General features: G+C 69.5%; 22 protein-coding genes. 6 read left to right on the forward strand and 16 right to left on the reverse strand.

All coding sequences use genetic code 11. The features are described 5' to 3' along the window. Positions 1-662: 662 nt before the first annotated feature. Entirely contained in the window at positions 663-887 is a 225-nt protein-coding gene (locus ABZ860_RS18705; RefSeq protein ID WP_357221597.1) for a hypothetical protein, read from the forward strand. 104 nt (positions 888-991) lie between these two features. Here the strand turns inward: ABZ860_RS18705 and ABZ860_RS18710 are convergent, their stop codons facing one another. The 7 genes from ABZ860_RS18710 to ABZ860_RS18740 form a co-directional block, all read right to left on the reverse strand. Further along, positions 992-1,723: a sirohydrochlorin chelatase gene (locus tag ABZ860_RS18710; RefSeq protein WP_357221600.1), complete on the reverse strand. Its 732-nt coding sequence runs from the start codon at positions 1,721-1,723 to the stop codon at positions 992-994. Continuing rightward, positions 1,720-2,883 (reverse strand): uroporphyrinogen-III synthase, encoded by a 1,164-nt coding sequence (locus tag ABZ860_RS18715; RefSeq protein ID WP_357221603.1) that lies wholly within the window; start codon positions 2,881-2,883, stop codon positions 1,720-1,722. Before ABZ860_RS18715 ends, ABZ860_RS18710 begins: the two co-directional genes overlap by 4 nt. Further along, positions 2,880-3,236: a nitrite reductase small subunit NirD gene (gene nirD, locus ABZ860_RS18720; RefSeq protein WP_193204705.1), complete on the reverse strand. Its 357-nt coding sequence runs from the start codon at positions 3,234-3,236 to the stop codon at positions 2,880-2,882. Before nirD ends, ABZ860_RS18715 begins: the two co-directional genes overlap by 4 nt. Further along, complete coding sequence (nirB, locus tag ABZ860_RS18725) at positions 3,233-5,686, reverse strand: nitrite reductase large subunit NirB (RefSeq protein ID WP_357221607.1); 2,454 nt, start codon at positions 5,684-5,686, stop codon at positions 3,233-3,235. The genes nirD and nirB overlap by 4 nt, the downstream gene beginning before the upstream one ends. Next, the gene (locus tag ABZ860_RS18730; RefSeq protein WP_357221610.1) at positions 5,683-7,092 is read right to left on the reverse strand and encodes an FAD-dependent oxidoreductase; all 1,410 of its coding nucleotides are present in this window, start codon (positions 7,090-7,092) and stop codon (positions 5,683-5,685) included. Before ABZ860_RS18730 ends, nirB begins: the two co-directional genes overlap by 4 nt. After that, positions 7,089-9,260 (reverse strand): molybdopterin oxidoreductase family protein, encoded by a 2,172-nt coding sequence (locus tag ABZ860_RS18735; protein ID WP_357221612.1) that lies wholly within the window; start codon positions 9,258-9,260, stop codon positions 7,089-7,091. Before ABZ860_RS18735 ends, ABZ860_RS18730 begins: the two co-directional genes overlap by 4 nt. A gap of 203 nt (positions 9,261-9,463) precedes the next feature. Then, positions 9,464-10,834, reverse strand: a complete 1,371-nt coding sequence (locus ABZ860_RS18740) for an MFS transporter (RefSeq protein WP_357221615.1) — start codon at positions 10,832-10,834, stop codon at positions 9,464-9,466. A gap of 470 nt (positions 10,835-11,304) precedes the next feature. Between ABZ860_RS18740 and ABZ860_RS18745 the strand changes: the two genes are divergently transcribed. Beyond that, positions 11,305-12,120 carry a peptidoglycan recognition family protein gene (locus tag ABZ860_RS18745; RefSeq protein ID WP_357221618.1) on the forward strand — a complete coding sequence of 272 codons (816 nt, stop codon included), beginning with the start codon at positions 11,305-11,307 and terminating at the stop codon, positions 12,118-12,120. 23 nt (positions 12,121-12,143) lie between these two features. Here ABZ860_RS18745 and ABZ860_RS18750 read toward each other — a convergent pair whose 3' ends face one another. Then, on the reverse strand, positions 12,144-12,980 hold the full coding sequence (locus ABZ860_RS18750; protein WP_357221620.1) for an EamA family transporter: 837 nt from the start codon (positions 12,978-12,980) through the stop codon (positions 12,144-12,146). A 64-nt stretch (positions 12,981-13,044) separates the two neighbouring features. Here ABZ860_RS18750 and ABZ860_RS18755 point away from each other — a divergent pair, with 64 nt between their 5' ends. Next, positions 13,045-13,626 (forward strand): XRE family transcriptional regulator, encoded by a 582-nt coding sequence (locus ABZ860_RS18755; protein WP_357221623.1) that lies wholly within the window; start codon positions 13,045-13,047, stop codon positions 13,624-13,626. A gap of 22 nt (positions 13,627-13,648) precedes the next feature. On the opposite strand, the gene ABZ860_RS18760 is transcribed toward ABZ860_RS18755, so the two are convergent. Next, positions 13,649-14,908 carry a nucleotide sugar dehydrogenase gene (locus ABZ860_RS18760; RefSeq protein WP_357221626.1) on the reverse strand — a complete coding sequence of 420 codons (1,260 nt, stop codon included), beginning with the start codon at positions 14,906-14,908 and terminating at the stop codon, positions 13,649-13,651. A 674-nt stretch (positions 14,909-15,582) separates the two neighbouring features. Here ABZ860_RS18760 and ABZ860_RS18765 point away from each other — a divergent pair. Together ABZ860_RS18765 and ABZ860_RS18770 are read left to right on the forward strand one after the other, a co-directional pair. Continuing rightward, positions 15,583-16,947, forward strand: a complete 1,365-nt coding sequence (locus ABZ860_RS18765) for a Rieske 2Fe-2S domain-containing protein (RefSeq protein ID WP_357221629.1) — start codon at positions 15,583-15,585, stop codon at positions 16,945-16,947. 78 nt (positions 16,948-17,025) lie between these two features. Further along, entirely contained in the window at positions 17,026-17,694 is a 669-nt protein-coding gene (locus tag ABZ860_RS18770; RefSeq protein WP_357221632.1) for a YdcF family protein, read from the forward strand. A 14-nt stretch (positions 17,695-17,708) separates the two neighbouring features. Here the strand turns inward: ABZ860_RS18770 and ABZ860_RS18775 are convergent, their stop codons facing one another. Further along, entirely contained in the window at positions 17,709-18,887 is a 1,179-nt protein-coding gene (locus ABZ860_RS18775) for a DUF418 domain-containing protein (RefSeq protein ID WP_357221635.1), read from the reverse strand. A 475-nt stretch (positions 18,888-19,362) separates the two neighbouring features. Here ABZ860_RS18775 and ABZ860_RS18780 point away from each other — a divergent pair, with 475 nt between their 5' ends. Next, complete coding sequence (locus ABZ860_RS18780; RefSeq protein ID WP_357221638.1) at positions 19,363-20,856, forward strand: MBL fold metallo-hydrolase; 1,494 nt, start codon at positions 19,363-19,365, stop codon at positions 20,854-20,856. Between the two features lie 74 nt (positions 20,857-20,930). On the opposite strand, the gene rfbB is transcribed toward ABZ860_RS18780, so the two are convergent. The 6 genes from rfbB to ABZ860_RS18810 are packed head-to-tail and all read right to left on the reverse strand — an operon-like array spanning position 20,931 to position 26,429. Continuing rightward, positions 20,931-21,908 carry a dTDP-glucose 4,6-dehydratase gene (gene rfbB / locus ABZ860_RS18785; RefSeq protein ID WP_357221641.1) on the reverse strand — a complete coding sequence of 326 codons (978 nt, stop codon included), beginning with the start codon at positions 21,906-21,908 and terminating at the stop codon, positions 20,931-20,933. Continuing rightward, positions 21,905-22,972: a glucose-1-phosphate thymidylyltransferase gene (locus tag ABZ860_RS18790; RefSeq protein WP_357221644.1), complete on the reverse strand. Its 1,068-nt coding sequence runs from the start codon at positions 22,970-22,972 to the stop codon at positions 21,905-21,907. The genes rfbB and ABZ860_RS18790 overlap by 4 nt, the downstream gene beginning before the upstream one ends. Continuing rightward, positions 22,969-23,400, reverse strand: coding sequence for a GtrA family protein (locus tag ABZ860_RS18795; protein ID WP_357221647.1), 432 nt, complete (start codon positions 23,398-23,400; stop codon positions 22,969-22,971). The genes ABZ860_RS18790 and ABZ860_RS18795 overlap by 4 nt, the downstream gene beginning before the upstream one ends. Continuing rightward, positions 23,397-24,341, reverse strand: a complete 945-nt coding sequence (locus tag ABZ860_RS18800) for a WxcM-like domain-containing protein (RefSeq protein ID WP_357221650.1) — start codon at positions 24,339-24,341, stop codon at positions 23,397-23,399. Before ABZ860_RS18800 ends, ABZ860_RS18795 begins: the two co-directional genes overlap by 4 nt. Next, on the reverse strand, positions 24,338-25,315 hold the full coding sequence (locus ABZ860_RS18805; protein ID WP_357221653.1) for a glycosyltransferase family 2 protein: 978 nt from the start codon (positions 25,313-25,315) through the stop codon (positions 24,338-24,340). Before ABZ860_RS18805 ends, ABZ860_RS18800 begins: the two co-directional genes overlap by 4 nt. 13 nt (positions 25,316-25,328) lie before the next feature. Next, positions 25,329-26,429 carry a DegT/DnrJ/EryC1/StrS family aminotransferase gene (locus tag ABZ860_RS18810; RefSeq protein WP_357221656.1) on the reverse strand — a complete coding sequence of 367 codons (1,101 nt, stop codon included), beginning with the start codon at positions 26,427-26,429 and terminating at the stop codon, positions 25,329-25,331. Between the last annotated feature and the right edge of the window lie 22 nt (positions 26,430-26,451).

Genomic DNA, 26,451 nt, shown 5'->3' on the forward strand with positions numbered 1-26,451 from the left:
GGATCTGCGGAATGGCGAACTCGCCACATGGCCGGACAACGCTTCGCGGCCATTCCCGGGACGGTGAATTTCGGACCCTTTTTCCTCGGTTATTGGGTAAGGGTGATGGCTACGGAAGCACAGGTCAACCCCTATACGGCAAGCCCTCGACCGGTAATCGACGGGCCGACGACCCCGACCGGACAGCCGTCCTACCGAATTATTCGAGCCTGTAAGGGAAATTCTCCGGGCCGGCGGAGTCACAAATGCCCGCGCGCCGGCCTGCGAGCGGACCGGCACGGTGGAAAAAAAGAGAAAAAGGGCGCGGAGGCGGTCCGCCCAGGCCCGGGTGACGGCGGGGTACGACGTGCGGGCGGGCGAAACGGCCGCGCGGGGCCCGGCGAGGGCCTCGTCGAAGCGGGCCGGACGAGAGCGGCCAGGTCCTCGACGACGCCCCGCGCCCTCGCCGGCACAGCACGCCTGCGAACCCAGCGCAAGCAATCAATCACAACGCGTGAACAGTGACCCTATTGTGCATGGCACAATTCCTCGTTGCGCGGAGAAACAGGTTCACGCAGTCAGCGCGGAAGCCTCGCATCGGGACAGCGCGCGATCGCCGTTCTGACCGAGAAGTACCTGCTGGTGATCCACGCGACGCCGACCGCGTTCAGGAGGAACGAGCCATGACCGAGTACACGGGACCCTGGCCCCCGGAGGACGTCGAGCTCACCGTGGACGACGAGTCGGACGTCGACCTGGGCACGGAGGAGCTCTACGACAGACGGGGGAATCGGATCGACGAGGCCTATGCCGAGGCCGCGGTCGAGCACGTGCGCCGGACGGTCGGCCGTCCCTCTCTCACGGCACCTGAGTCCGGAGGAGAAGGCCAGGGCGCTGGCGGAACGTGAGGGCAAGACCGTGTCGCAGCTGGCCAGGGAGGCGTTCGCCCAGTACCTCCGCGACCATGCCGCCTGATCCGGCTTCCGGGGGGAAAGGCGCGGAGGCGGTCCGCTCAGGCCCGGGTGACGGCGGGGTACGAGGCGCGGGCGGGCGAAACGGCCGCGCGGGGCCGGGCGAGGGCCTCGTCGAAGCGGGCCCAGACGAGGGCGGCCAGGTCGTCGTCCACGCCGAGGGGCGCACTGACCAGGTCCGCGCCGCTGCTCACCAGCCGGTCGTGGAAGAAGCCGGGCGCGAGCAGGTAGGAGGCGACGGCGACCCGCGGGGCGAGGCCGGCCCTGGTGTGCTCCAGCGCCTCGGCGAGCGTGGGCGTCCCGGCCGAGGCGAAGGCGGCGGTGACGGGACGCGAGAGCCGTACGGACAACAGCCGGGCGGCGGCGCGGACGTCGTCGAGCGCGGCGGGATCGGACGAGCCGGCCGCGCCCAGGATCACGGCGTCGCAGGGCCGCAGGCCGGCCGCGGCCAGGCGGCGCGCCAGCACCGAGGTCAGCAGCCGGTGCGGCCCGAGCTGCCCGGCGACGACGGCGTCGGGCCGGGTGCGGGCGACGACGGCCGGCAGGTCGATGTGCGCGTGGTATCCCCCGGCGAGCAGCATGGGGACCACCACGACCGGTCCTGCCACCCGCGACAGCACGTCCGAGAGCAGCGGCGCGCTGATCTCCAGGAAGCCGAGTTCGACCGGCGCGCCCGGCCTGGCGCGGCGCACGCGGGCCGCCAGGGAGTCCATGACCGACTCCCAGTGGCCGCTGCGCGCCCCGTGCGCCGCCATCACCAGAGTCGGGGTCATCGCTCGTCCCTGCCGCAGGCGAGGCGGTAGCCGCGCTTGACGACGGTCTCGACGATGCCCGAGGGGCCGAGCGCCCGGCGCAGGCGGGTGATGGCCATCTCGACGGCGTGCTCGGCCGAGTCGCGGGAGGGGCCGCCGGGCAGCACGACCCGCAGGTCGGCCCGGTTCACGACGTGCCCGGGGCGCTCGGCGAGCCGTTTGAGCACGGCCATCGGGGCGGGCGGCAGCGGCTTGAGCTCGCCGTCGACCACCACGGCGTGGCCGCGGATCTCCAGCGCGTGCCCGCCCGCGACGAGCCGCGTGACGCCGCTTTCCGGCAGGTGGCGGGCGAGGGTCCGGGCGAGCGCGCCGAGGCGCGACCGGTCGGGCTGGACGACCCGCACGCCGCGCTGGGTCAGCGGCCCGGCCGTGACCGGGCCCACGCAGGCCGCCACCACGCGGGTGTCGAACGCGGCGAGCAGCGCCTCCTCCAGCCCGTCGGCGCGGGCGGCGCCCAGCATGGCCAGCACGGCGGGCGCGCTGGTGAAGGCCACCGCGTCCACCGAGCCGGTGATCGCCTGGCTGATCAGGCGGCGCAGTGGGGAGGTGTCGCGGTAGGGCAGCCACCGGTAGACCGGCACCTCGATCACCTCGGCGCCCGCCTCCCGCAGCGACGCGACGAAGCCGTCCAGCGGCTCGCCGTGCAGCTGCACGGCGATGCGGCGGCCGTGCAGGTCCTGCGCGAGCAGGTACTCCTTGACCTCCTCACACGACTCCGTGGCCGGCGTCCAGAAGTCCACCAGGCCGGCGGCGCGGACGGCCCCGCGCGCCTTGGGACCGCGGGCGAGCAGCCGCGCGCCGCCCAGGTGCGCGTTCAGGTCGGCGGCCAGGCCCCAGCCCTCCGCCGCCGCCATCCACCCGCGGAATCCCACCCCTGTGGTGATGACCACGTCGTCGACGGGCGCCTCCAGGCAGGCCCGGGTCGCGGCGAGCAGCCCGGCGTCCTCCGCGAGCGGCACGATGCGGATCGCGGGCGCCCGCACGACCCGGGCGCCCCGCCGTTCGAGGAGCGCGGCCAGCTCCTCGCTGCGGCGGGTCGCCGTCACCCCGATCGTGAACCCGGCCAGCGCGTCCGGCGCCGTCTCCAGGCTCGTCGAGGCCTCGTCCACCAGCGCGGTCATACCACGCTCACCTCCACGGTTCCGTCGGTGACTCGAATGGGGTAGGTCGGCACGGCGACGCCGGAGTCGTCCGCGCACACACCGGTCACCAGCGAGAACACCTGCTTGTGCATGGGCGAGGCCACGGTCGGCTCGCCGTTCCTGGTGCCGACGATGCCCCGGGACATCACGTACGCCCCGCTGAACGGGTCGAGGTTGCCCAGGGCGTACAGGGCACCGTCGAAGGTGCGGAAGACCGCCACCTGCCGGTCGCCGACAAGCACCGCCGCGCCCCGCTCGGGCAGCAGGTCGGTGTAGGAGCAGACCGGGGTCCAGTGGCCGGCGAGGGCCGGCTTCTCGTCGAGGATGGTCATCTGCGGGTCGCCTCCAGTGGAATCAGCACCGGCTTGATCTGGTCGCGTTCGGTCTCGAAGGAGATCGAGGGGTCGGGCACGCCGGGAGCGTTGACGAAGCTGACGAAGCGGCGCAGCTTGTCGGGGTCCTCGATGGTGGCGCGCCACTCGTCGACGTAGGTGGACACGTGCCGCTCCATCTGCGCGTCGAGTTCGGCGCAGATGCCGAGCGAGTCCTCCATGATCACCTCACGGAGGTAGTCGAGCCCGCCGTCCAGGTTCTCCAGCCACGCGGCGGTGCGCTGGAGCCGGTCGGCGGTGCGGATGTAGAACATCAGGAACCTGTCGATGGTCCTGACCAGGTCGTCGGTGGACAGGTCGGATGCGAGCAGGTCGGCGTGGCGGGGCTTGAAGCCGCCGTTGCCGCCCACGTAGAGGTTCCAGCCCTGCTCGGTCGCGATGATGCCGAAGTCCTTCGACCGGGCCTCGGCGCACTCCCTGGCGCAGCCGGAGACGGCCGACTTCAGCTTGTGCGGCGAGCGCAGCCCCCGGTAGCGCAGCTCCAGGGCGATGGCCAGGCCCACCGAGTCCTGCACGCCGTACCGGCACCAGGTGGACCCGACGCAGGACTTCACCGTCCGCAGCGCCTTGCCGTACGCGTGGCCGGACTCGAAGCCGGCGTCGACGAGGCGGCGCCAGATGGCGGGCAGCTGCTCGACCCGGGCCCCGAGCAGGTCGATGCGCTGCGCGCCGGTGATCTTCGTGTAGAGCCCGAACTCGCGGGCCACCTCGCCGATCACGATGAGCTTGTCCGGCGTGATCTCGCCGCCCGGGATGCGCGGGACGACCGAGTAGGTGCCGTTCTTCTGGATGTTGGCCAGGAACTGGTCGTTGGTGTCCTGCAGCGTGGCCTGCTCGCCGTCGAGGATGTGGCCGCGGCCGAGTGAGGCGAGGATCGAGGCGACCGCGGGCTTGCAGATGTCACAGCCGCGGCCGGTCCCGTGCTCGGCGATGAGCTGGGAGAACGTCGTGATCCCCCGGACGTTGACGATGTCGAACAACTCGGCCCGGCTGTGGGGGAAGTGCTCGCACAGCGCCTTGCCGACGTCGACGCCCGACTTCACGAGGATCTGCTTGAGCATCGGCACGCAGCTTCCGCAGGTGGTGCCGGCCCTGGTGCAGTCCTTGATGCCCTGCACGTCGGTCAGGCCCTTGTCGGCGATGGCCTCACAGATCTTGCCCTTGGTGACGTTGTTGCAGGAGCAGACCTGCGCGTCGTCGGGCAGGTCGACCGACGCCTTGCCCGCCCCGGCGAACAGCAGGTCGCTCGGCGCGCCGGGCAGCGGCTTGCCGACGAACGGCCGCAGCGCGTTGTACGGCGCGGCGTCGCCGACGCAGATGCCGCCGAGCAGGGTCGTGGCGTCGTCGCTGATGAACAGCCGCTTGTAGACGCCGCCCACGGGGTCCATGTAGGTGACGTCGAGCGCGCCCGACATGGCCCCGAACTGCGCGACCTCCACGCCCAGCAGCTTGAGCTTGGTGGACATGTCGGCGCCGGTGAAGGCGGCGGCCCCGTCCAGGATGCGCTCGGCGGCCACCTCCGCCTGGGTGTTGCAGGGCCCGACGAGGCCGTAGACCATTCCGCCGGCCAGGGCGCACTCGCCGATCGCGTAGATGCGCTCGTCGGAGGTGCGCATGCCCTCGTCGACCACGATGCCGCCGCGCTCGCCGACCTCCAGGCCGCAGTCCCGGGCGAGCTCGTCGCGCGGCCGGATGCCGGCGGAGAAGACGACGATCTGCGCGTCGATCGCCTCGCCGTCGGGCTTCACGAGCGACGTGACCCGGCCGTCCGGGCCGGCCTCGATCGAGCGCACACCCGCACCCGTGTGGATCGTCAGCCCGAGCCCCTCGATGTGCCCGCGCAGCACCGAGCCGCCGCCCTCGTCCACCTGGCGCGGCATGAGCCAGCCGCTCATCTCGATGACGTGCGTGTCGAGGCCGAGCCCGCGCAGGGCGTCGGCCGCCTCCAGGCCGAGCAGGCCGCCGCCGATGACCACGCCCGCGCGGGCGTCCCGCGACGCGTCCCTGATGGCGTCCAGGTCGTCGATCGTGCGGTAGACGAAGCAGCCCGGCAGGTCCCGGCCGGGCACCGGCGGCACGAACGGCGCCGACCCGGTGGCCAGCACCAGCACGTCGTACGGCTCGCTGTCACCGGCGTCGGTGGCGACGGTGCGGTTCGCGCGGTCGATCGCGGTGACGCGGACGCCGGTCCTGAGCCTGACGCCGTCCGGCACCGGATAGGTGAGGTCCTCGACGCTCTTGCCGCTGAGGTAGGAGGTGAGCGCCACCCGGTCGTAGGCCGGGCGGGGCTCCTCCCCGAAAACGGTGACCGTCCCGTCGAAGCCCCGACCGGCGAGCGTCTCGATCAGGCGGTGTGCCGTCGGGCCGTGTCCTACAACGACGAGTCTCATGCGCTTACGCCTTCCTGCTCACACAGCCAGCCGACGATGCCCTCGACCGCGTCGCGGCAGCTGCCGCAGCCGGTGGTGGCCCTCGTCGCGGCGGCCACGGCCTCCACGGTCCGCGCGCCGGACTCCCAGCACGCCCTGATCTGGCCCTTCGTCACGTTGTTGCACTGGCAGACCCGGGCCGAGTCCGGCATCCGGGTGGGGCTGTCGGCCACCGCCGCGCCGCCCGCGCCCGCGAGATCGGGGAACAGCAGCCCCGTGCGGTCGCCGGGCAGGGGTCCTCCCCGGTCGAACAGCTGGGTCAGCGTGCCCACCGCGGAGGTCTCGCCCAGGAGGATCGCGCCGACCAGCCGGCCTTCGCGGATGACGAGCTTGCGGTAGGTGCCCTTGTGCCGGTGGGAGAAGCGGACGATCTCCGCCTCGTCCTCCGTCAGCTGGGTCTCCCCCATCGCCGCGAGTTCGACGCTCCTGGCCTTCAGCCGGGTGACCAGCCGCGAGCCCCGGTAGCGCGCGCCCTTGTCGGCGCCGGTGACGAGGTCGGCCACGACCGACGCCTGCTCCCAGCCGGGGGCGACCAGTCCGTAGACGCGGCCCGCGTGCTGGGCGCACTCCCCGATCGCGAAGATCGACGGGTCGTCGGTGCGCAGCTCGTCGTCCACGACAACGCCGCGCTCGACCTCCAGCCCCGCGTCCCGGGCGAGCCCGACGACCGGGCGCACGCCGCAGGCCAGCACGACCAGGTCGGCGTCGATCAGCTCACCCCCGGCGAGCTCCACGTGCCGCTCGCGGATCGCGCTCACGGTGACGCCCGTGCGGATGGCGACGCCGAGCGCGCCGAGCGTCTCGCGGAGGATGAGCCCGGCCTCCTCGTCGAGCTGGCGCTCCATCAGGTGTCCGGCCAGGTGCAGCAGCGTCACCGGGACGCCCCGGCCGGCCAGGCCGCGCGCGGCCTCGATGCCGAGCAGCCCGCCGCCGACCACGACCGCGCTGCGCGCGCTCACGGCGGCCTCCCTGATCCGCTCGCAGTCGTCCAGCGTGCGGAAGGCCGTCGCCCGCTCCACGCCGGGGAGCGGCGGGACGACCGGCTCGCTGCCGGTGGCGAGCACGAGCACGTCGTACGGCTCGCGCGTCCCGTCGGCGGCGACCACCGTCTGGCAGTCCCGGTCGATGGCGGTGACCTCGACGCCGAGGCGGGCGGTCACGCCGTGGTCGGCGTACCAGCGGGGGTCGAGGAGCCGGACCTGGTCCGGGCTCGACGTGCCGGCCACCACGTTCGACAGCAGGACCCGGTTGTACGGCTGCCACGCCTCGGCGCCGAACACCGTGATCTTCACGTCCTTGTCCCGGGCGCGGACCTCGCTCACCAGGCGCGAGCCCGCCATCCCGTTCCCCACCACGACAAGCCTCACGCGACACGCTCCCCGTCTTCGGCGCACCGCTCGATCGCGGCGGCGCAGACCTTGAACTCCGGCATCCGCGACATCGGGTCGAGCGCCGGATTGGTGAGCAGGTTGACGCCCTCCCAGTGGAACGGCATGAACAGCGTGTCCGGCCGTATCGAGGCGTTCACGCGGGCCACGCCCTCGGCGGCGCCCCGGCGGCTGCGCACCCGCACGCGGTCGCCGGGGGCGACGCCCAGCCGCTCGGCGAGGTCCGGGTGCAACTCCACGAACACCTCGGGCGACGCCTGGGTGAGCGGGCGGATGCGGCGCGTCTGCGCCCCCGACTGGTAGTGGGCGAGCACCCGGCCCGACGTCAGGTAGAGCGGGAACTCCTCGTCCACGTCCTCGGCGGGCGGGCGGTGCTCCACCGGCACCATGCGGGCCCGGCCGTCCGGGGTGGCGAAGCCGTCCAGGAACGGCCGCGGCGTCCCGGGGTGAGGCTCCTCCCCCGCCGTTTCGGGACACGGCCAGAACACGCCGGTCTCGGCCGCGATGCGTTCGTAGGTGATGCCGGAGTAGTCGGCGACGCCCCCGGCGGAGGCCAGGCGGAGCTCGTCGAAGATCGTGCGCGGGTCGGCGGAGAACTTCTCGCCGCAGCCGAGCCGCTCGGCGAGGCCCCGCAGGATCTCCAAGTCGCTGCGCGCGCCCGGCGGCGGCGCGGCGGCCTGGCGGCGCAGCAGGACCCGGCCCTCCAGGTTGGTCATCGTGCCCGCCTCCTCCGCCCACTGGGTCGTGGGGAGCACGACGTCGGCCATGGCCGCCGTCTCCGACAGCACGAAGTCGGAGACCACGAGCAGATCGAGCGCGTCCAGCCGCCGGGCGACGTGCCCGGCGCGCGGCGCGGAGACGACGGGGTTGGAGCCGAACAGCAGCAGCGCCTTCGGTCCCTCCGGCGTGCCGAGCGCGTCCAGCAGCTCGTACGCGGACCGGCCGGGGCCGGGCAGGTCGGCGGGGTCGATCCCCCACACGCCCGCGACGTGCGCCCGTGCCGCCGGGTCGTCGATCTTGCGGTAGCCGGGGAGCTGGTCGGCCTTCTGCCCGTGCTCCCTGCCGCCCTGCCCGTTGCCCTGCCCGGTCACGCAGCCGTAGCCGGAGCCCTCACGGCCGGGCAGCCCGAGGGTGAGCGCCAGGTTGACGAACGCCGTGACCGTGTCGGTGCCCTTGGCGTGCTGCTCGGCCCCCCGGCCGGTCAGCACCATCGCGCGCTCCGCCTCGCCGAGGATCCGTACGGCCTCGCGCATCTGCGCGACCGGGACGCCGGTGACGCGCTCCACCCGCTCGGGCCACCAGGCCGAGACGGAGGTGCGCACCTCCTCGAAGCCGGTCGTGCGGGCGGCCAGGTAGTCCAGGTCGGCGTACCCGTCGGCGATCGCGATGTGCAGCAGGCCGAGCGCGAGCGCGAGGTCGGTGCCCGGGGTGACCTGCAGGTGCAGGTCGGCCATCTTGGCGGTCTGGGTGAGGCGCGGGTCGACGACGACGAGCCGGCCGCCCGCGGAGCGCATCGCGGACAGGTGGCGCACGAAGGGGGGCATGGTCTCGGCGACGTTGCCCCCGGCGAACAGGACGGCGCCGGCGCGGGCGATGTCGGTGATGGGGAACGGCAGCCCCCGGTCCATGCCGAAGGCCCGGTTGACAGCGGCCGCCGCCGAGGACATGCAGAACCTGCCGTTGTAGTCGATCTGGCTGGTCCGCAGCGCGACCCGGGCGAACTTGCCGAGCTGGTAGGCCTTCTCGTTGGTCAGCCCGCCGCCGCCGAACACCGCCACGGCGTCCGGCCCGTGCGCGGCCCTGATGGCCTCGATCCGGGCGGCGACGTAGTCGAGCGCCTCATCCCAGCTCACCGGGCTGCCGTGCAGCAGCGGGGTGGTGAGCCGCTCCGGCGAGGTCAGCAGTTCCGCCGCCGTCCAGCCCTTCTGGCACAGGCCACCGGCGTTGGCCGGGATGTCCTCGCGCGGGGTGATCTCCCCCTTCGCGACGTACATGCCGCACTGGAGCGCGCAGTACGGGCAGTGGGTGGCCGAGCCCACGGCGGTGTCCGCGTGCACGGTGTCCGTGTGGGCTGTGTCCGTGTGGACCACGGTGCCCGCGTCGGCCTGTGACATCACAGGACCGGGAGCGTGCAGTGAGATCGGCATGGATCCGATGGTGCTTACAGGCGGTTTCACCGCTGGGTCCCTTCTGTTACCGCTGTGCTACAAGGCGCCAACCGCGCTAACTTCGGCGAGCGCGGCGTGTGAGAGACCCCGTCGTCTCGAAAGCTCACTTGTGCTGTCGCCGCTTGTGAAGCACGAGTCCGAAAAAGGCGGGCGCCGCGCGGGCGCCCGCGAAAGGCCGCGTCTCAGACCCGGGCGGCCGCCAGGCTCGGCGCCGACTTCGCCCCGAGGGTGCGCATGTAGCAGAACCAGGTGAGCGCGAAGCAGATGGCGTAGAAGGCGGCGAAGGCCGCCAGCGCCGCCCCCGCGCCGCCGGTGGCGGAGATGGAGCTGCCAAACCCGCGGTTGATGAAGAACCCGCCGAAGGCCCCCACCGCGGAGATGAACCCGATGGCCGCCGAGGCGTCGCGCTTGCCGGTCGCCAGCGCCTCCTCGTACGCGGGGGTGCCGGGCTCGACGCCGGCCACCGCCTTCGCCCGGAAGATCGCCGGGATCATCCGGTACGTGGAGCCGTTGCCGACGCCCGCGGTGCCGATCAGCAGCATGAACGCCGCGAAGAACAGCGCGAAGTTGTGGGCCGACATGGCCTGCCAGACGAGCAGGACCGCGGCGAACATCGCGGCGAAGTTCCAGAACGTCACCGAGGCGCCGCCGAGGCGGTCCGACAGCCAGCCGCCGACCGGCCGGATGAGCGACCCGACCAGCGGGCCGAGGAACGCCAGCGAGGTCAGCGAGGCGTGCTCGGCGAACTGCGACTTGATGAGCAGCGGGAACGCGGTCGAGTAGCCGATGAACGAGCCGAACGTGCCGATGTAGAGCACCGACATGATCCAGGTCTGCGCCCGGCCTGCCGCCTTGACCATCTCCCTCGGCTCGGCCTTGGCCGAGGTGAGGTTGTCCATGCAGAAGTACGCCCCGACGGCGGCGGCCAGGACGAAGGGCACCCAGAACAACCCGGCCGCGGCCAGCCCGAACCCGGCGATGACCAGCGGCATGAGCAACTGCACGGAGCTGACGCCGATGTTGCCGCCTGCCGCGTTCAGGCCGAGGGCGGCGCCCTGCCTGTTCTGCGGGTAGAAGTAGGTGATGTTGGCCATGCTGGAGGCGAAGTTGCCGCCGCCGAGCCCGGCCGTCGCCGCGATCAGGAGGAAGGCCCAGTAGGGCGTGCCCGGGTCGTTCACCGCCACCGCGAGCAGGACGGCGGGCACCAGCAGCAGCGTCGCGCTGACCACCGTCCAGTTCCGGCCGCCGAACTTGGCCGGCGCGAAGGTGTAGGGGATGCGCAGCGCCGAGCCCACGAGGTTGGGCAGCGAGACGATCCAGAACAGCTGGTCGGTGGAGAACTTGAAGGCGCCGAGCTTGACCGCGACGATGCTCCAGACGGTCCACAGCGTGAAGCCCAGGTGCTCGGCCAGGATCGAGAACACCAGGTTCCGCCGGGCCACCTTCTTGCCGGTGCTCTCCCAGAAGACGGGATCGTCCGGTCGCCAGTCACCGATCCAGCGGCCCTTCCGGGGTTCGTCCCGGGCCGTGCGCGCCGCCTGCGTCGCCGTCATCGCTCCTCCTGCGTCCTTGTAGCTGGGGCCGGTAACAGAAGCTAGGAAGAGCGCGTTACGCACTTTGACCATGCGTGACCGTGCGACCGTTACATGTGCCGCACCCACGAAACATGCAATCCACAGGCATAACGGACGCAACATCGGGTTAACACGGGCTCGCCCCTCGTGCGGCCCGCGTTTCACGGTTGTGTCGCCGGCCGCACCGACCCCGGACCGGTCGCCGTCACGCAAGGTCAGCATGTCCGCCCTGGCCCGCGTGTGGGTATTTCGGGAAATTCCCGCGATCGCGGTAGCGCCATTCCATGACCGGACTGCGGCGTTTTCCGCCGCGGGATGGCATGGACATTTCGGTTGACATGTGACCGGTTTTCCGCTCGCAGGAATATCCGCGGCGGGGAGAGGGGATATCGATGCCGCCTCCCGCCGTACGAGGGCCCCCGAGGGCCCCGCGCACTCGGGGAGGACGGATGCCAGCGGTCTCGCGCCGCGCGTTTCTATCGACGGGGCTCCTCTGGTCGGCGTGCCTGCCCGCGGCGATCCTGACCGCGCAGGGCGGGCTCGTCGCGACCGCCACGCCCGTCTGGGCCGGGAACCGCCCGCGGCGGCCGCGCGTGTACACCCGGTCGGACTGGAAGGCCGACCCGCCCAGGAGCAAGGCCGACGTGCTCGACCGCGCGCCCGACCGGCTCGTCGTCCACCACACGGCGACGGCGAACACGGGCGCGACCGACCTCGACGCGGCCTTCCGGCTGTCGCGGACGATCCAGCGCTACCACATGAAGCACAACGGCTGGGAGGACATCGGCGAGCAGTTCACGGTCAGCCGGGGCGGATACGTCATGGAGGGCCGCAACCGCTCGCTGCCGGCCGTCGAGGCGGGCAAGCACGTGCTGGGCGCGCAGGCGGCCGATCACAACGACCACACGCTGGGCATCGAGACCGAGGGGACGTACACGTCCTGCCTGCCCCCGGCCCGCCAGCTGTCCGCGCTCACCGCGCTGCTGGCCTGGCTGTGCGACGCCTACGCGCTCGACCCGCACGAGGCCATCGTCGGCCACCGCGACCTCAACCGGACCGCCTGCCCCGGCGACCGCCTCTACGCGTACCTGCCGCAGCTGCGGGACGACGTCGCGCACCGCCTGGGCGGGCGCGGGTCCGGACGGGCCGAGCCCCCGCCGCCGCGCCTCGCGCTGCCCGACGGTCCGTACGAGGGAGCCGCCCTCATCGGCGACCTGCCGTTGGAGCACGGTCCCGCCGTGGGCCCGCACGACCTGTCCCACTGAAACGGCCCGCTGGGGGCCGGTGGTCAGTTGAGCGCGAGGAGGCCGACGGCGACGGCGGCGGCGCCGAGCCCGGTGAGCTGGCTGCGGTGGATGCGTTCGGCCAGGACGACGCGCGCCAGCAGGACGGTGCCGGCCGGATAGAGCGCGGTGACGACGGCGACGACGGCGAGGTCTCCGCTGCGGGCGGCCAGGAGGAAGGCGAGGTTGGCCAGGGAGTCCAGCATGCCCGCGGCGGCGCACAGGGCGGGCGCGGGGCGCCGGTCGCCGAGGCGCTTGCGCAGCAGGGCGGCCGCGGTCAGGACGAGGGCGGAGGAGACGGCGCGGCCGGCGATGATCGGGGCGAGGCCGCTGTCGGCGGGGGCCTGGTGGAGGCAGACGAGCTGGGCGGCGATGGCGGTGCCCGCGCCCAGGGCCAGCAGCAGGGCCGTGCGGCCGGGACGGGAGGCGCCCACGCCGGGGCCCGCGCTGACCAGGACGACGGCGGTCAGCGCGAGCGGGAGGCCGAGCAGGGCGTAGGTGGTGAGGTGTTCGCCCTGGGCCAGGCCGAGGCCGACCGGTAGGGCGGCGGATACCAGCGCGGTGACGGGAGAGAGCACGCTCATGGGGCCGATCGCCAGGGTGCGGTAGAGCAGCGCGAAGGCAGCGGCCGAGGCGGCTCCGGACGCCGCACCCCAGACCAGCGCGGCCGGGCTCCAGTGCGCGCCGAGGAAGGGCCACAAGGCGAGTTCGACGGCGAGGCTGGCGGGAGCCGCGATGACGACGGTGCGCAGGACGTGCGCGCCGCGGGCGCTGAGCCCGCCGAGGAAGTCGGCGCAGCCGTACGCGAGAGAGCTGGCCAGGGCCAGCAGGAGAGCGGTCACAACGCATACCTTTCAAGGGAACGACCGTAAGGTACAATAAAGTGACCGGCAGGAGGGACGGCAAGTGGGGCATACGGCGGCGGCTCTGCGGGCGGTGGCGTCCAATGTGAAGGCGGCCCGGCTGCGGGCGGGCCTGTCCGTGGAGCAGCTCAGCGCCCGGGCGCAGGTGAGCAAGGGAGCGCTGGTCAGCCTGGAGAACGCCCAGGGCAACCCCAACCTGGCCACGCTGGTGCGCCTCGCCGACGCCCTGGGCATGTCGGTGTCGGCCCTCACCGAGGGCCCGCGGCATCGCGACATCCAGATCGTCGAGGCCGCCGGCACCGAGCCGCTGTGGACCGGAGAGCACGGCGGCGAGGCCCGTCTCATGCTCACCACCAGCGGCCCGGCGCCGGTGGAGGTGTGGCGCTGGCGCCTGCACCCCGGCGAGGCGTATCCCAGCCACCCCCACCCGGCGGGGGTGGTGGAAACCGTCAGCGTCATCCGCGGCTGCCTGGCCCTCGTCCTCGACGGCGTGGAACACCAGGTCCCCGCCGGGGCCACCGCGACCTTCGACGGCGGCGTCCCCCACACCTACCGGGGCGGCGGCGCCGAGCCCTGCGAGCTGCTCATGACCGTGCACCTGCCGCCGCACACCACCGGCGGATAGCGGCCTTCGACGACCTCCGCCGTCAGAGCCGCTCGACGTTCGGCCCCCGGCAGCGGTTGCGGGTGTCGAAGACGAAGGCGCTCTCGCGCTGGATCAGGGCGTAGTCGAAACAGTCGTGGTCGGTGAGGACCACGACGGCGTCGGCCGCCGCGATCTCCCGCGGCGACGCCTCGGCGATCGCCACCCCCTCGGGCACGAGGGCGAGGTCGACGTGCGGGTCGGCTCCGCGCACGTCGGCGCCCAGCTTGCGCAGGTGCCTGGCCACCTCCAGCGCCGGGGACTCGCGGCAGTCCCCGGTGTTCTTCTTATACGACAGGCCGAGCAGGAGCACCCGGCTGCCGTTCAGCGCCTTGCGCCGGTCGTTCAGCGCCAGGACCAGCCGGTCGACGACGTGCGCGGGCATGTGGTCGTTGACGTCGTTGGCCAGCTCCACGAACCGGAAGTTGTGCCCCAGGCTGCGCTTGACCTTCCAGGACAGGTACGACGGGTCGATCGGCAGGCAGTGGCCGCCGACGCCGGGCCCCGGGGTGAAGCGCATGTAGCCGAACGGCTTGGTGGAGGCGGCGTCGATGGCCTCCCACACGTCGATGCCGAGCTGCCTGGCGAAGATCGACAGCTCGTTGACCAGGGCGATGTTGACGTGCCTGAAGGTGTTCTCCAGGAGCTTGCACAACTCGGCCACCTGCGGCGAGGACACGGTGACGACCTGATCGACGACGGCCTCGTAGAAGGCGCGGACCCGCGCGAGGGCGGCGTCGTCGAGGCCGGAGACGACCTTCGGCGTGTTCTCCAGGCGCCACCGCGCGTTGCCGGGGTCGATCCGCTCGGGGCTGTAGCCGAGGTGGAAGTCGCCGGGGGCGCGCAGGCCCGATCCCTCCTCCAGGATCGGGCGCAGGTACTCCTCGGTCGTCCCGGGATAGGTGGTCGACTCCAGCACCACGGTCGCGCCCGCCCGCAGGCGTGGGGCGAGCGAACGGCCCGCCGACGCGATGTGGCTGAGGTCGGGCACGCCGTCGGTCAGCGGCGTCGGCACGGTGATCACGCAGACGTCGAAGCCCTCGGCGTCGGCGTAGTCCGCGCTGGCCCGGTAGCGGCCCGTCGCGTGCGCCGCCGCGAGCGCGTCGTCGCCGATGTCCTCGACGTACGACTGGGCGGCGTTGAGACGCTTGACCCGCCACTCGTCCACCTCGACGCCCACCACGCGATACCCCGCCTCGACCGCACGCATCGCGAGCGGCAAGCCCACGTATCCCTGGCCGATCACGACGAGCTTCTCTTCCATAACCAGGCCCCCGTGCTCCAACGACTGATCCTTTCGAGCGTCTCGCGCGGTCACGGCGCGGGGGGCGTCGCGCTGCGCTCCGAGACGTCGCCTACGCATCTGCGCCGTCCATCGCAGCACGGATCCGGCGGAAAGCGCCGTCACCGCCCGTGTCCGTTACCGTGTTCTTCACCCGAAATTGCGATCCAGAGGCATGGGCCGGCGGCATATCTTTCTCCGCTTCAGCGGTCACGACGGCACGGCGTGAGGGTCCTGCGCCGGAGTGGAGCTGTCAGGCCGAGTTCGCACTGAATTATCCAGTGCCCGCCCGGCCGTCATGAATCTTTACCCGCTTCTTAGTTCAGGCTTGCGTCACGCCCTCTCAGCCGCCTATCTCGCATGATTTAATCCGACGCCAGAAAGTAACCAACCGATGACCTAGCGGGCACATGTCTTCCGTCGACGGCGGCACGCCCGGGTAAGGAAGATCGAGGCAAATGGCAACACTCACCTCAATCGGTCACGCCGGGCTCACGATCGAAGCCTCCACGTTCACTCTGATATTCGACCCGTGGATGAGTCCGTCCGGCGGCTACATGGGGTCATGGTTCCAGTTTCCGCGCAACGACCACCTTGATGTCAAAAGCCTGACCTCGGCGACTTATGTGGCGATTTCTCATGAACATCTCGACCATATGGACTCCTGGTTTCTCGAACAGCTCAGCGACGAGACCACGGTACTGATCCCCACCTATCCGTCAGATACTCTCATCGATCGGATCCGGGAAACCGGCGTCACGAACATCATCCGAATCCCAGCATGGGAGAAGTTCATCCTGAACGACGGCGAATCGTGGATCACCACGATCCCCCAGCCGTCTCCGCTGTACCATGATTCGGCGTTCCTCATCGTGGCCGAGGGCAGGTCCGTTCTGAATTGCAACGACGCCAAGCTGATCGCGTCGCAGACCCGCCGCGCCAAGCACATGGCGGGCGGCCGGCTCGACGTCATGGCCGTGCAGGCCTCCTCGGCGACCTGGCATCCGATGCGTTACTCCTACGACGAGGAGGAGGAACGGCGCATCGCCATGGAGAAGCGGATCGCCAAGCTGGTCTCCGTTCAGCGCCTGATACGCGCCACGGGGCCGGCGCTGGCCATCCCCTTCGCCGGCCCGCCCTGCTTCCTCGATCCCGAGTTGCGCGACCTCAACTGGGTGCTGGACACCGACAACGGAGCCTTCGTCCACCCGGAGGCCGCCAGGAGCTGGCTGAGCGAGCACCTGCCAAGGCAGGCCTGGGAGACGTTGAAGCCGGGCGACCGGCTCGACCTGGAGACCTTCGAGGTGGTGCGGGACCCCGTATCGGCGGAGTTCAGCTTCACCGAGGGGGTCGGCGAGTACATCCAGCGCTACGCGGAGGACCGGGCGGAGATCCTCGAGAAGCTCCGTGTCGAGTATCCCGAACCGGGACCCGACTTCCCCGAGCGCTTCGTCAACCACTTCGTCCGGCTCGGCACGCTCAGCAGCTACTTCCTCAAACACATCGACATGACGGTCCGTTTCGAGATCACGGGGCCGAACGGCGGCGTCTGGGACGTCCGCATGAACGCAGACGGCCTGGCCATCGGCCCCGCGACCGCCGAGCGCCCCGGCTACACGATCAGCGTGCAGGGACGCTGGGTCGAGCCCATCCTGACCGGTGAGCTCGCGTGGGAAGACCTGCTGCTTTCCCTGCGGATCCGCCTGCACCGCGACCCCGACGTGTACAACGGCTACCTGGCCGGGCTGCTCAAGCACGCCAACGCCCCGGCCCTGCAGGCCATCGAGGAATACGAGACCGGCAGGGACGCGGCCGACCGCATCGTCGTCACCGACGGCGACCGGAGGTTCGAGGTCGGCAGGTACTGCCCGCACGCGGGCGAGGACCTGGCCGAGGGCGCCGTCATCGAGGACGGCAAGATTCAATGCCTCGGCCACTTCTTCACCTTCGACCTGGCCACGGGAGAGTGCCTGAACGCGCGCTGCGCCCCCCTGGAGACCCGCGAGATCTCGGGGACCTGAGCGCGACCACTCACGGTATCGAGGACATCCGGCGCGGGCTGAGGCCCGCGCCTCCACGATTGCGGACCAGGAGCCACCGTGACCGACGACCGGCAGGCCATCATCACCGAAGAGCACCGGCGGCTGGCGAAGCTGCTCTGGGGCTACCACCGGATGGGCCACTCGCTGCGGCCCTGTGATGTGGCCATCGGACTGGGCAGCCACGACCTCGGCGTGGCCGGGCACTGTGCCCGGCTCTACCACGAGGGACTGTTCCCTCGTCTGGTTTTCACCGGGGGCAACAGCCCGGCCACGCTCGCCCGGTTCCCTCGCGGGGAGGCTGTGCACTATCGCGAGCACGCCCTGCGACTCGGCGTCCCGGACGCCGTGATTCTGCTGGAGCCGAATGCGACCAACACCGGGGAGAACATCGCCCTGTCGCGTCAGGTCCTGGCCGCGGCCGGGATCCGCCCGCGGTCGGTGCTGCTGATCTCCAAGCCGTACATGGAGCGCCGCTCGTACGCCACCACGCGCAAGTTGTGGCCGGACGTCGAGGTGGTGTGCTCTTCCGAGCCGCTGGCGCTCGACGATTACGTCAAGGCCATCGGTGACGAGAAGCTCGTGGTCGACATGATCGTGGGCGACCTGCAGCGCATCATCGAGTATCCCAAGCGCGGGTTCTCCATCGCGCAAGAAGTACCGGAGGTCGTGCACGCCGCCTACCAGGCGCTCCTTCTCGCGGGTTTCGACGGCAGGTCTCTGGCCTGAGCCGTCAAGCGAACCTACCTCAGCCGCGTCGGGGTGGATCGGGTACTCGTTCGATCACAGCCGGCGTCCGGCATTCTCGCCTCGCCCGGCAGACCGTCCTGGGACTTGTCGCGACCGGAAGCCCAAGCGGGGCTCCAGTACGACAGCCGACGCAACAGCACTTCTGCCGGGCCGCGATGGCCCGCGCGGCGCATCCCGTCGGCCAGCAGAACAGAGGCTACCCAGAGCGCGATGGCGATTCCGGAAGTGGCGGCGAGGCTCATGCCGTCATGCAAATCGAGGGTGAACGGGTAGAAGAGCACCAGCCACACCAGGGATTGGAACAGGTAGAAGGTCATCGACCGCTGTCCCAGCGCCGCCATGGCTGTGGCCAGGCGGCCACGCCGGATTTTGATCGCGACGAGTCCGGAGGCGGCGGCCAAGCCGACGCCGCCCGCGTATGCGATCAGGACGTGCACGATGGCTACCGCCCAGCGAAGGGAATTCGAGGTGGTCGTCCACTCGCCCGCCGCCAGCAGAGCCGCAGGAAGCCGGAGTATGACCGAAACGCCCAAGAAGATCACGGTGACGTGGCGCAGCAACGACGCGTGACGCTCAGGTTGGTCGAGGATCCGGCGCCTGGCGGCCCAGATTCCCAGCAGCATGACCGGTGCCACCGTGATCGCGGAGAGAGCGGTCGGCACCGGCCATGATGCGATACGCGCGACGACGTGGACGGCGTACGTGTGCTCCATGAGCGTTGACGTGGTGCCGGGTGCGGTGAGGGGTGCGGTGACGGGTCTTACTTGAGCAACCAGCAGGCGGACCGCGAGAGTGAGCGACAAGATCCACGTCCCCCACAGCACCCGGTTCCGTGCTCTCACGAGCGGTGCGAGCACCAGCAGGACCAGGCCGTACACCGCGATGAAGTCGAACGGCACGACCAGTACCGCGTGCGCAAAGCCGATGACGATCAGCCAGAAGGCCCTGCGCCGCAGCAGCCTCCGGATCGAGGTCCAGTCGCCGCCCAGATCATGCTGACGCTGCGCCAACTGCCCGACACCGTAGCCGAACAGAAACGCGAACATGTTACGGGCCTGGTCCTCGATCAGGAGGGCCGTGACGAACTCCGCGGCGGTGTTGAGCGGAGCGGGCCCGATTCGCGAGTCGCCGACGAAAGCCGGCGCATGTGCCAAAGCGATCAGCAGCAGCATGGAGCCACGCGCCAGATCCGGCGCCAGCGATCGAGCGGACACATGCGTGGGCGCCGCGACGGATAGGGACTTTGGCATGATTCCTTCTGAATGAGCGACGTTGACACCTAGCTGCCCCGTATCGCCCCAGCGTGACGCGGCATCGTGGTGCCGCGAGAAAAAGGCCGCCTGATGGTGGCATCAAGCTTTCTGTTCTCGCTGACCCTCGTCAACAGACACGCCGGGCGTCGACTGGTGTCCGCGGCGATGTGAAGGTTGGCGCACGACCATGCCGCCTGACCTGTCTCCGACGGACATAACCAGCTACACGACCTCAGACTTCCGCTCAGGGGAAACCCAACTCACGGAAATCCAAATTTCTCAATCAACGATGGTTTGTTGATTGGCCCCTTCCAGATCCTCTCGGCATACTGCGGTTTCATGGCACGGCATTCGCCGAGTCGGACGCTCATCAATCAGGCCGAGAGGACTCTCGTTGGATCAGCACCACAACGGACATAAAAGCGTGCTGCGCTATCTCGGGCACGCGGGCTTCATCGCCGAGTATCAGGGTGTTCGACTACTCATCGACCCGTGGTTCTATCCCGCGTTCCTGCACTCATGGTTCCCATATCCCGATAACCGGTATCTACTGGACACCGTGCGCAACGCGAATTTCGACTTTCTCTACATCTCTCACGCGCATGAGGACCACTACGACGAGCGCCTCCTCCGCACGCTGGACCGGTCGATCAACGTGATCGTTCCCAAGTACCGCTCGAAGGTCATGGTGAAGCGCTTCTCCGAGCTGGGATACGAGAACGTGGTGGCGCTCGACCACAAGGAGTCCCTCGAACTGGCCCCTGGCTTCACCGTGACGATGTACCTGGACACGAGCCACAAGGAGGACAGCGGCCTGCTGCTCGACCTCGGCGGCTTCCGGTTCCTCGACCTCAACGACTGCAACACGCCGATGTCGGAACTGCCCCGCGACGTAGACCTGCTTTCCGCGCAGTTCTCGGGGGCGATGTGGTATCCCAACTGCTACGACTATCCGCCCGACGTGATGAGCAAGAAGGTCGACACAGTCCGCGGAGACCACCTCGACACGCTCTATCGCAAGATACGGATCACCGGCGCCGCGGCCTACCTGCCTTCCGCAGGCCCGGCGTGCTTCCTCGACCCCGTCCTGGAGCAGTACAACGACCGCGATGCGACGATCTTCCCCCATTGGGAGGACGTCTCCGAGGAGTTCACAGCGGCCTGCCCGGGAGTCGAGGTGGTGCGGATGTTCCCCGGCGACACCCTGCGGGTCGGCGAGCGCCGGGTGGTGGATCGCTATCCCGGCGCCCGGACGAGTGAGGATCTGGCGGCCTATCGGGAACGGCGGCGCGACGAATGGAGCGCGTTCTACGACGAGCCCGCCGATCCGGTGAGCAGCGGGGAGATCGAGGCGTACTTCGCGAAGCTGCAACTGTGGAACAAGCGTTTCCTCGGCGACTTCGCCAAGGACATCCGTCTGGTCGCCGACGGGCGTATGTGGGACGTGCGGCTGGGCCGTCTGGCCGAACGGTTCGTGATCGAGGGCGAGGAGCCCTATGACCCCGAATACACCCTGCTGCTGTGTCCCCGGACGATGAGGGCGGTCATCGAGGAGCGGATCGGCTGGGAAGAGGCTCTGCTGTCGATGCGGGTGGGCCTGCATCGGGAGCCGGATGTGTTCGATCTGACGTTCATGAGTCTGCTGCGATACGGCAATCAGCCGGCGCAGACCATGCAGATGCTCAGGGAGCGGCAGAACACCGAGACCATCGAACGGGACGGCCTGCGGATGCAGCGGTTCTGCCCGCATGCCGGGGAGGACTTGACGTACGCCACGATCTGTGACGGCGTCATCGAATGTCCGCGGCATCACTGGAAATGGGACGCCGCGACCGGAGAGTGCGTCGCCGGAGGCGCCCTTCCACTACGGGTGCAGCCGCTGGACTGAATCGCCCAAGCACGCCGATGCCGCCGCGCGATCCCTCGGTTGGTCGCGCGGCGGCATCGGCTGTCAGGTCCTTTTCAGGACGTCGTGACCCTCAGACCGCGCCACCAGTCCTGGTTGTCGCGATACCACCGGACGACATCGGCGAGTCCCTGCTCGAAGTCGACCACGGGCCGATAACCGATCGAGCGGATCTTGCTGGAGTCCACCGCATAGCGCAGGTCGTGCCCCGGCCGGTCCGGCACGTGCTCGACCATCTCCCATCCGACGCCGAAGGCCGCGAGCAACCGCTCCGTGAGTTCCAGGTTGGTCAGCTCGACGCCACCCCCGATGTTGTAGACCTCGCCGGCCGAGCCCTTGTCCGCAACGAGCTGGATGCCCCGGCAGTGGTCGTCCACGTGCAGCCACTCCCGTACGTTGCGACCGTCGCCGTACAGAGGCACGGGCATCCCGTCGATCAGGTTGGTGACGAACAGCGGGATGACCTTCTCCGGGTGCTGGTAGGGGCCGTAGTTGTTGGAGCACCGGGTCACCCGTACGTCGAGCCCGTAGGTTCTGTGGTAAGCACGGCAGAGCAGGTCGGCGCCGGCCTTGGCGGCCGAGTACGGCGAGTTGGGCAGCAGCGGCTCTTCCTCGGCCCACGATCCCGTTTCGATCGACCCGTACACCTCGTCGGTGGAGACCTGGACGAACGCGCGGACTCCGGCCTCCAGCGCGGCCTGGAGCAGTCGCTGGGTGCCCTGGACATTGGTCGTCACGAAGTCGCCGGCGCCCGTGATGGAGCGGTCGACGTGTGTCTCCGCGGCGAAGTTGACGATCATGTCGTGCCCGGGGACCAGATCGCGCAGCAGCGCGGCGTCGGTGATGTCACCGCGTACGAAGGCGAATCGGGGATTGGCTTCGGCCGCGGCCAGGTTGGCCTGGTTGCCAGCGTAGGTGAGCTTGTCCAGCACGGTGACGCGGGCGTTCTCGTAGCCGGGGTATGCCCCGGACAGCAACGACCGCACGTAGTGGGAGCCGATGAATCCGGCGCCGCCGGGAACCAGGATCTTCATGCGCGCACCTGAACCTTGCTGTGATCTCCGACCATGAGCTGACACGTGTTGGGTACCCCGGTCGCCCGGCTGACCTCGACATTGCGGCCGATCAGGGAGTGCGTGAGCCCGGGGACCCCCCTGATGGCCGAGTCGCCGAGCACGATGCTGTAGTCGACTTCGGCGTCCTCGATCACGCAGCCCTCCCCGATCGATGTGTAGGGGCCGACATAGGATTTAGTGATCTTGGCGTCGGCGCCGATCACGACCGGTCCCCGGATGACCGAGCCTTCCACGACGGCGCCGGGGGCGATGACGACGCGACCGGTCACGTCCGAGAACCCGTCCACGGTCCCCCGGACGTCGGGCGCGATCGCCTCCAGGACGATGCGGTTGCACTCCAGGATGTCCTGCAGCCGGCCGGTGTCCTTCCAGTAGCCCGTGACGAAGTGGGACTGGACGCGGCGGCCGGTGTCGATGAGCCATTTGACGGCCTCGGTGATCTCCAGCTCACCCCTCGCCGACGGCTTGATCGCACGTACGGCCTCGTGGATCGCGGGCGAGAACGTGTAGACCCCGACGATCGCCAGGTCGCTGCGGGGGTGCTCCGGCTTCTCCTCCAGACCGATGATCTCGCCGTCAGGACCGAGCTCGGCGACACCGTAGAACTGCGGCTCGGCCACACGGGTCAGCAGAATGCGCGCGTCGCACTCGGCCGCGCGGAATGCGTCGACCAGGCCGGTGATGCCGTCGACGAGGAAGTTGTCGCCCAAGTACATGACGAACGGGTCGTCGGCCAGGAACTCCCTGGCGATCAGGACACAGTGCGCCAGCCCGAGCGGCGCCTCTTGCTCGATGTAGGTGACCTCGAGCCCGAACGCCGAGCCGTCCCCGACGGCCTCCCGCACCTCGCGTCCGGTGTCGCCGACGATGATGCCCACACTGGTGATGCCGGCGTCCCTGATGGCCTCAAGCCCGTAGAAGAGCACCGGTTTGTTCGCGACGGGGACCAGTTGTTTGGCCGACGTGTGGGTCAGCGGGCGGAGTCTCGTCCCCTTCCCGCCCGACAGAACTAGCGCCTTCACCGCTGTCCGATTCCTTCCATGTTCTTTGAGTTGCTGTTCTGCAGAATCACTGCAGTGTTTTTTGCGGCCTTCTTCTCGAGGACATGGCGGCTCATTACAAACGTGAGCGGCACCGTCACGCACATCGTCAGCGGCAGCGCCGCCCGGCTGTCGACCCCTAGGCGGACCAGCAGCGTCAGAAGCCCCAGCCCCACGAGGTACTGAACGAGGTAGACCCCCGGGAACCGCACGGCGGAGCCGACCGACGCCCTGGTCCGGAACACAAAGGCCGTGTTGATGAGATAGGCGAGGGCGATACCGGAGAGGAAGACCAGCGAATAGGCGACCGACGGCGGCAGCCACCGTGAGAGAATTACGAAGAGCGCGTACGTGACGCCGGTGTTGACCGCGCCGCCGATGAGAAAGCGGGCGAACGGCGAACCCCTCACAAGGACGCTGCCCGCGCCGACACGATTTTCTGGAATTCGTCGTACGATCGGATGTAGTCGTCCGGATCGTAGTGATGGGAGGCGAAGACGAGAAGCACGGCGTCGGGCGTGTACCGATACTGGGTGCCCCAGATCATGGCCGGCATGTGAACGCCGCGAGTTGGGCGGTCCAGGGTGATCTCACAGCGGTTCCGGCCGTCGTCCAGAAGAACGCCGCATGAGCCGCGCACACAGATCAGGAACTGCTCGCATCGCCGATGCGCGTGCTCGCCCCTGGCCTCGGTGCTCGGCACGTTGGAGACCAGGAAGTAGCGCTTGGGCGTGAACGGCACTTCGCGCTCGAACTCGCCGACGGAAAGCTCGCCGCGCGGATCCTTCATGACGTTCAGCTCGAGCAGGCTCGCCCCCCCGATCCCGAGCTCAGTCCGGCGGTCTGGTGACACGCTGTCGCCGTCCGCGAAGGAGCGTTTCGCGGCGTCCACATAGCCCATGATCCGCGCGGGATTGCCCACCACGATCGCGTTCGAGGGGACCGAGCGCGTCACGACGGCTCCCGCCCCCACCATCGCACCGGTGCCGATCTCCACACCGGGCAGGATCGTGCTGTTCGCGCCGACTGAGGCACCGGAGCGGACCACCGTGCGGGCGAACCTCTCCGGGTAGATCTTGCTGCGCGGGAAGGGGTCGTTCGTGAACGTCGCGTTGGGGCCGATGAAGACGTCGTCCTCGATCGTGATGCCGTCCCAGATCTGGACCCCGCACTTGACGGTCACGCGATTTCCCAGTACGACGTCGTTCTCGATGAAGACGCCGTCGCAAATGTTGCACTCGGCCCCTACCCGCGCGCCCGGGAGCACGTGTGCGAACGCCCAGATTCGGGTGCCGGCGCCGATGTCCCTGCTTTCGCAGAGCGCCTGCGGATGGACGAAGGTCTGGTTCATGGACGCCGCCCGGAGTAGAGAAGATCAGAGGTGGTGTCGGAGCCTCCGTCGAAGGAGCGAGCCGTACGCACCAGGGCCAGCGGCCGTTTCTTGGTGTTCTCGTAGCTGCGCCACGCGTAGGACCCGAGGAATCCGAGCCCGAGGGTGTTCAGCGCCCCGAAGAAGGTGATGACCAAAATCGTGGTCGTGTAGCCCGCCGCCTCGATCTGCCCGCTCAGACGCATGACGATGACGAAGATGGCAAGACAGCCGGCGAAGGCGAATCCGAGTGCTCCCATGATCGTGAACATGCGGATCGGCAGGTCCGTGAAGGCGAACACGCTGTCCAGGAAATAGTTGATTTTCTTGGACAGGGTCCAGCCGCTCTTGCCGTGCACTCTCGCACGCCGCTCGAACGGCACCTCGCACCGGCGGAAACCGAGCCAGTAGACGAGCCCGACGAGGGAGCTGTTCGCCTCCTCCAGCATCATGAGTTCGTCCCTGATCCGCCGGTTGCAGCCGAAGACGTCGACGCCGCCACGCGGGATGTCCCTCATGATGAAACGGCGGTAGAAGGCCCAGAACATGGTGGCCGCCAGGCGCGACAGGCCGGGATCATGACGCCCCTCCCGAACACCCACCGCGATATCCATGTCGTCGTTCACCAGCCTGTCCAGGAACCTGAGCAGCAATTCCGGCGGCTCCTGGAGATCCGCGTTGATGACGGCGAAGTAATCGCCCTGGGCCGCGCGCAGGCCGGTGCGGACGGCCGCGAACGCGCCGAAGTTTCGGGCATGCAGGAGCAGTTGCGAGCGGAAGGGCGCCTGCGGAAGGGCGGCCTTCAGAAGCTCGAAACTGTCGTCCGGGCTGCCGTCGACCACGAAGACGAACTCCATGGGCATTTGGAAGCGTTCCGCGGCGATCGCGCTGATGCCGCTGAATTCCGCGATCAACTGCGGCACGTATTCCGCGTTCCGGTAGACGGGAACGATCACTGAGAACATCATGTCACCAGGAATTGATAGAAGAGATCACTCGTGCGACCTCCTCATCGGATATTTCGGGATAGCAGGGCAGCGTCAGCACCGAACCCGACAGACTGTCGGTTACCGGCAGATCAGCCGATTGACCGAAATCGGCCGACACGGACTGGCGATGGTCGGCGACCGGAAAATGCACGTCCGTCGAAATCGCCTCGTCGGCGAGATGAGCGCGAAGCGCATCACGGTCGTCGCAGACCACGACATACAAATGTCCGACGAATTCCTCCCCGTACACCGGCGGACAGGCCACCCTCGGATTGCCGATCTCCTGTGAATAGCGGGTCGCGACCTCGCGGCGCCGCTCGTTCCAGCCGTCGAGAAGAGGGAGCTTGGCCCGCAAGATCGCGGCCTGCATCTCGTCGAGACGGCTGTTGCGCCCCCCTTCGGCGCCGACGCGGTACTTCGCCTCCCAGCCGTACTGCCGTAGCCTCTTCACCCGCTCGGCGACCGCCGCGCTGCCGGTGACCACCGCGCCGCCGTCGCCCAGGGCGCCAAGGTTCTTCGTGGGATAGAAGCTGAAAGTCGCCGCGGCGCCGAAGGAGCCGGCGCGACGGCCGCCCCTGCGGGCACCGTGGGCCTGCGCGCAGTCCTCCAGAACCGGGACGCCCGCCCGGTCCGTGAGATCGAGGACCGCCTCCATGTCGTGCAGGAGACCGAAGAGGTGGGTGACCACGACCGCGTCGAGGGTTCCCTCGTCCAGGATCTGCTTCAGGTGGGCGAGATCCATCAGTTTCGTGCCGCGCTCCACGTCGACGAAGACCGGCCGCGCGCCGAGAGCCATCAGTGCCGTCGTGGTGTAGAAGCCGGCGTTCGCGACCGTGGCCACGCGACTGCCCGCGCCGACGCCCAGGGCGCGTAGCCCGATTTCGATGGCGTCCGTTCCATTGGCGACGCCCACGCAGTGAGCCGTCCCACAGTAATCGGCGAATTCTCGCTCGAAGGATTCGCACTCCTTGCCCAGAATGTACCAACCGCTGCTCAGCACACGGTCGACAGAACTACGCACAGCCTTTTCCGTCGCAACCGCGTGCCGCCGGAGGTCGTTCACCGGGATCTGGTCAGCCACGCCTTCCCTCGCTGTCTCGAAA

The sequence above is a fragment of the Microbispora sp. NPDC046973 genome (genome assembly GCF_040644495.1).
GTDB lineage: Bacteria > Actinomycetota > Actinomycetes > Streptosporangiales > Streptosporangiaceae > Microbispora.

Excerpts from the sequence above, each read along its gene's own strand:
- ABZ860_RS18705 (WP_357221597.1), top strand. The coding sequence starts at position 663 with ATGACCGAGTACACGGGACCCTGGCCCCCGGAGGACGTCGAGCTCACC.
- ABZ860_RS18710 (WP_357221600.1), bottom strand. The coding sequence starts at position 1,723 with ATGACCCCGACTCTGGTGATGGCGGCGCACGGGGCGCGCAGCGGCCAC.
- ABZ860_RS18715 (WP_357221603.1), bottom strand. The coding sequence starts at position 2,883 with ATGACCGCGCTGGTGGACGAGGCCTCGACGAGCCTGGAGACGGCGCCG.
- nirD (WP_193204705.1), bottom strand. The coding sequence starts at position 3,236 with ATGACCATCCTCGACGAGAAGCCGGCCCTCGCCGGCCACTGGACCCCG.
- nirB (WP_357221607.1), bottom strand. The coding sequence starts at position 5,686 with ATGAGACTCGTCGTTGTAGGACACGGCCCGACGGCACACCGCCTGATC.
- ABZ860_RS18735 (WP_357221612.1), bottom strand. The coding sequence starts at position 9,260 with ATGCCGATCTCACTGCACGCTCCCGGTCCTGTGATGTCACAGGCCGAC.
- ABZ860_RS18740 (WP_357221615.1), bottom strand. The coding sequence starts at position 10,834 with ATGACGGCGACGCAGGCGGCGCGCACGGCCCGGGACGAACCCCGGAAG.
- ABZ860_RS18745 (WP_357221618.1), top strand. The coding sequence starts at position 11,305 with ATGCCAGCGGTCTCGCGCCGCGCGTTTCTATCGACGGGGCTCCTCTGG.
- ABZ860_RS18760 (WP_357221626.1), bottom strand. The coding sequence starts at position 14,908 with ATGGAAGAGAAGCTCGTCGTGATCGGCCAGGGATACGTGGGCTTGCCG.
- ABZ860_RS18765 (WP_357221629.1), top strand. The coding sequence starts at position 15,583 with ATGGACTCCTGGTTTCTCGAACAGCTCAGCGACGAGACCACGGTACTG.
- ABZ860_RS18775 (WP_357221635.1), bottom strand. The coding sequence starts at position 18,887 with ATGCTGCTGCTGATCGCTTTGGCACATGCGCCGGCTTTCGTCGGCGAC.
- rfbB (WP_357221641.1), bottom strand. The coding sequence starts at position 21,908 with ATGAAGATCCTGGTTCCCGGCGGCGCCGGATTCATCGGCTCCCACTAC.
- ABZ860_RS18800 (WP_357221650.1), bottom strand. The coding sequence starts at position 24,341 with ATGAACCAGACCTTCGTCCATCCGCAGGCGCTCTGCGAAAGCAGGGAC.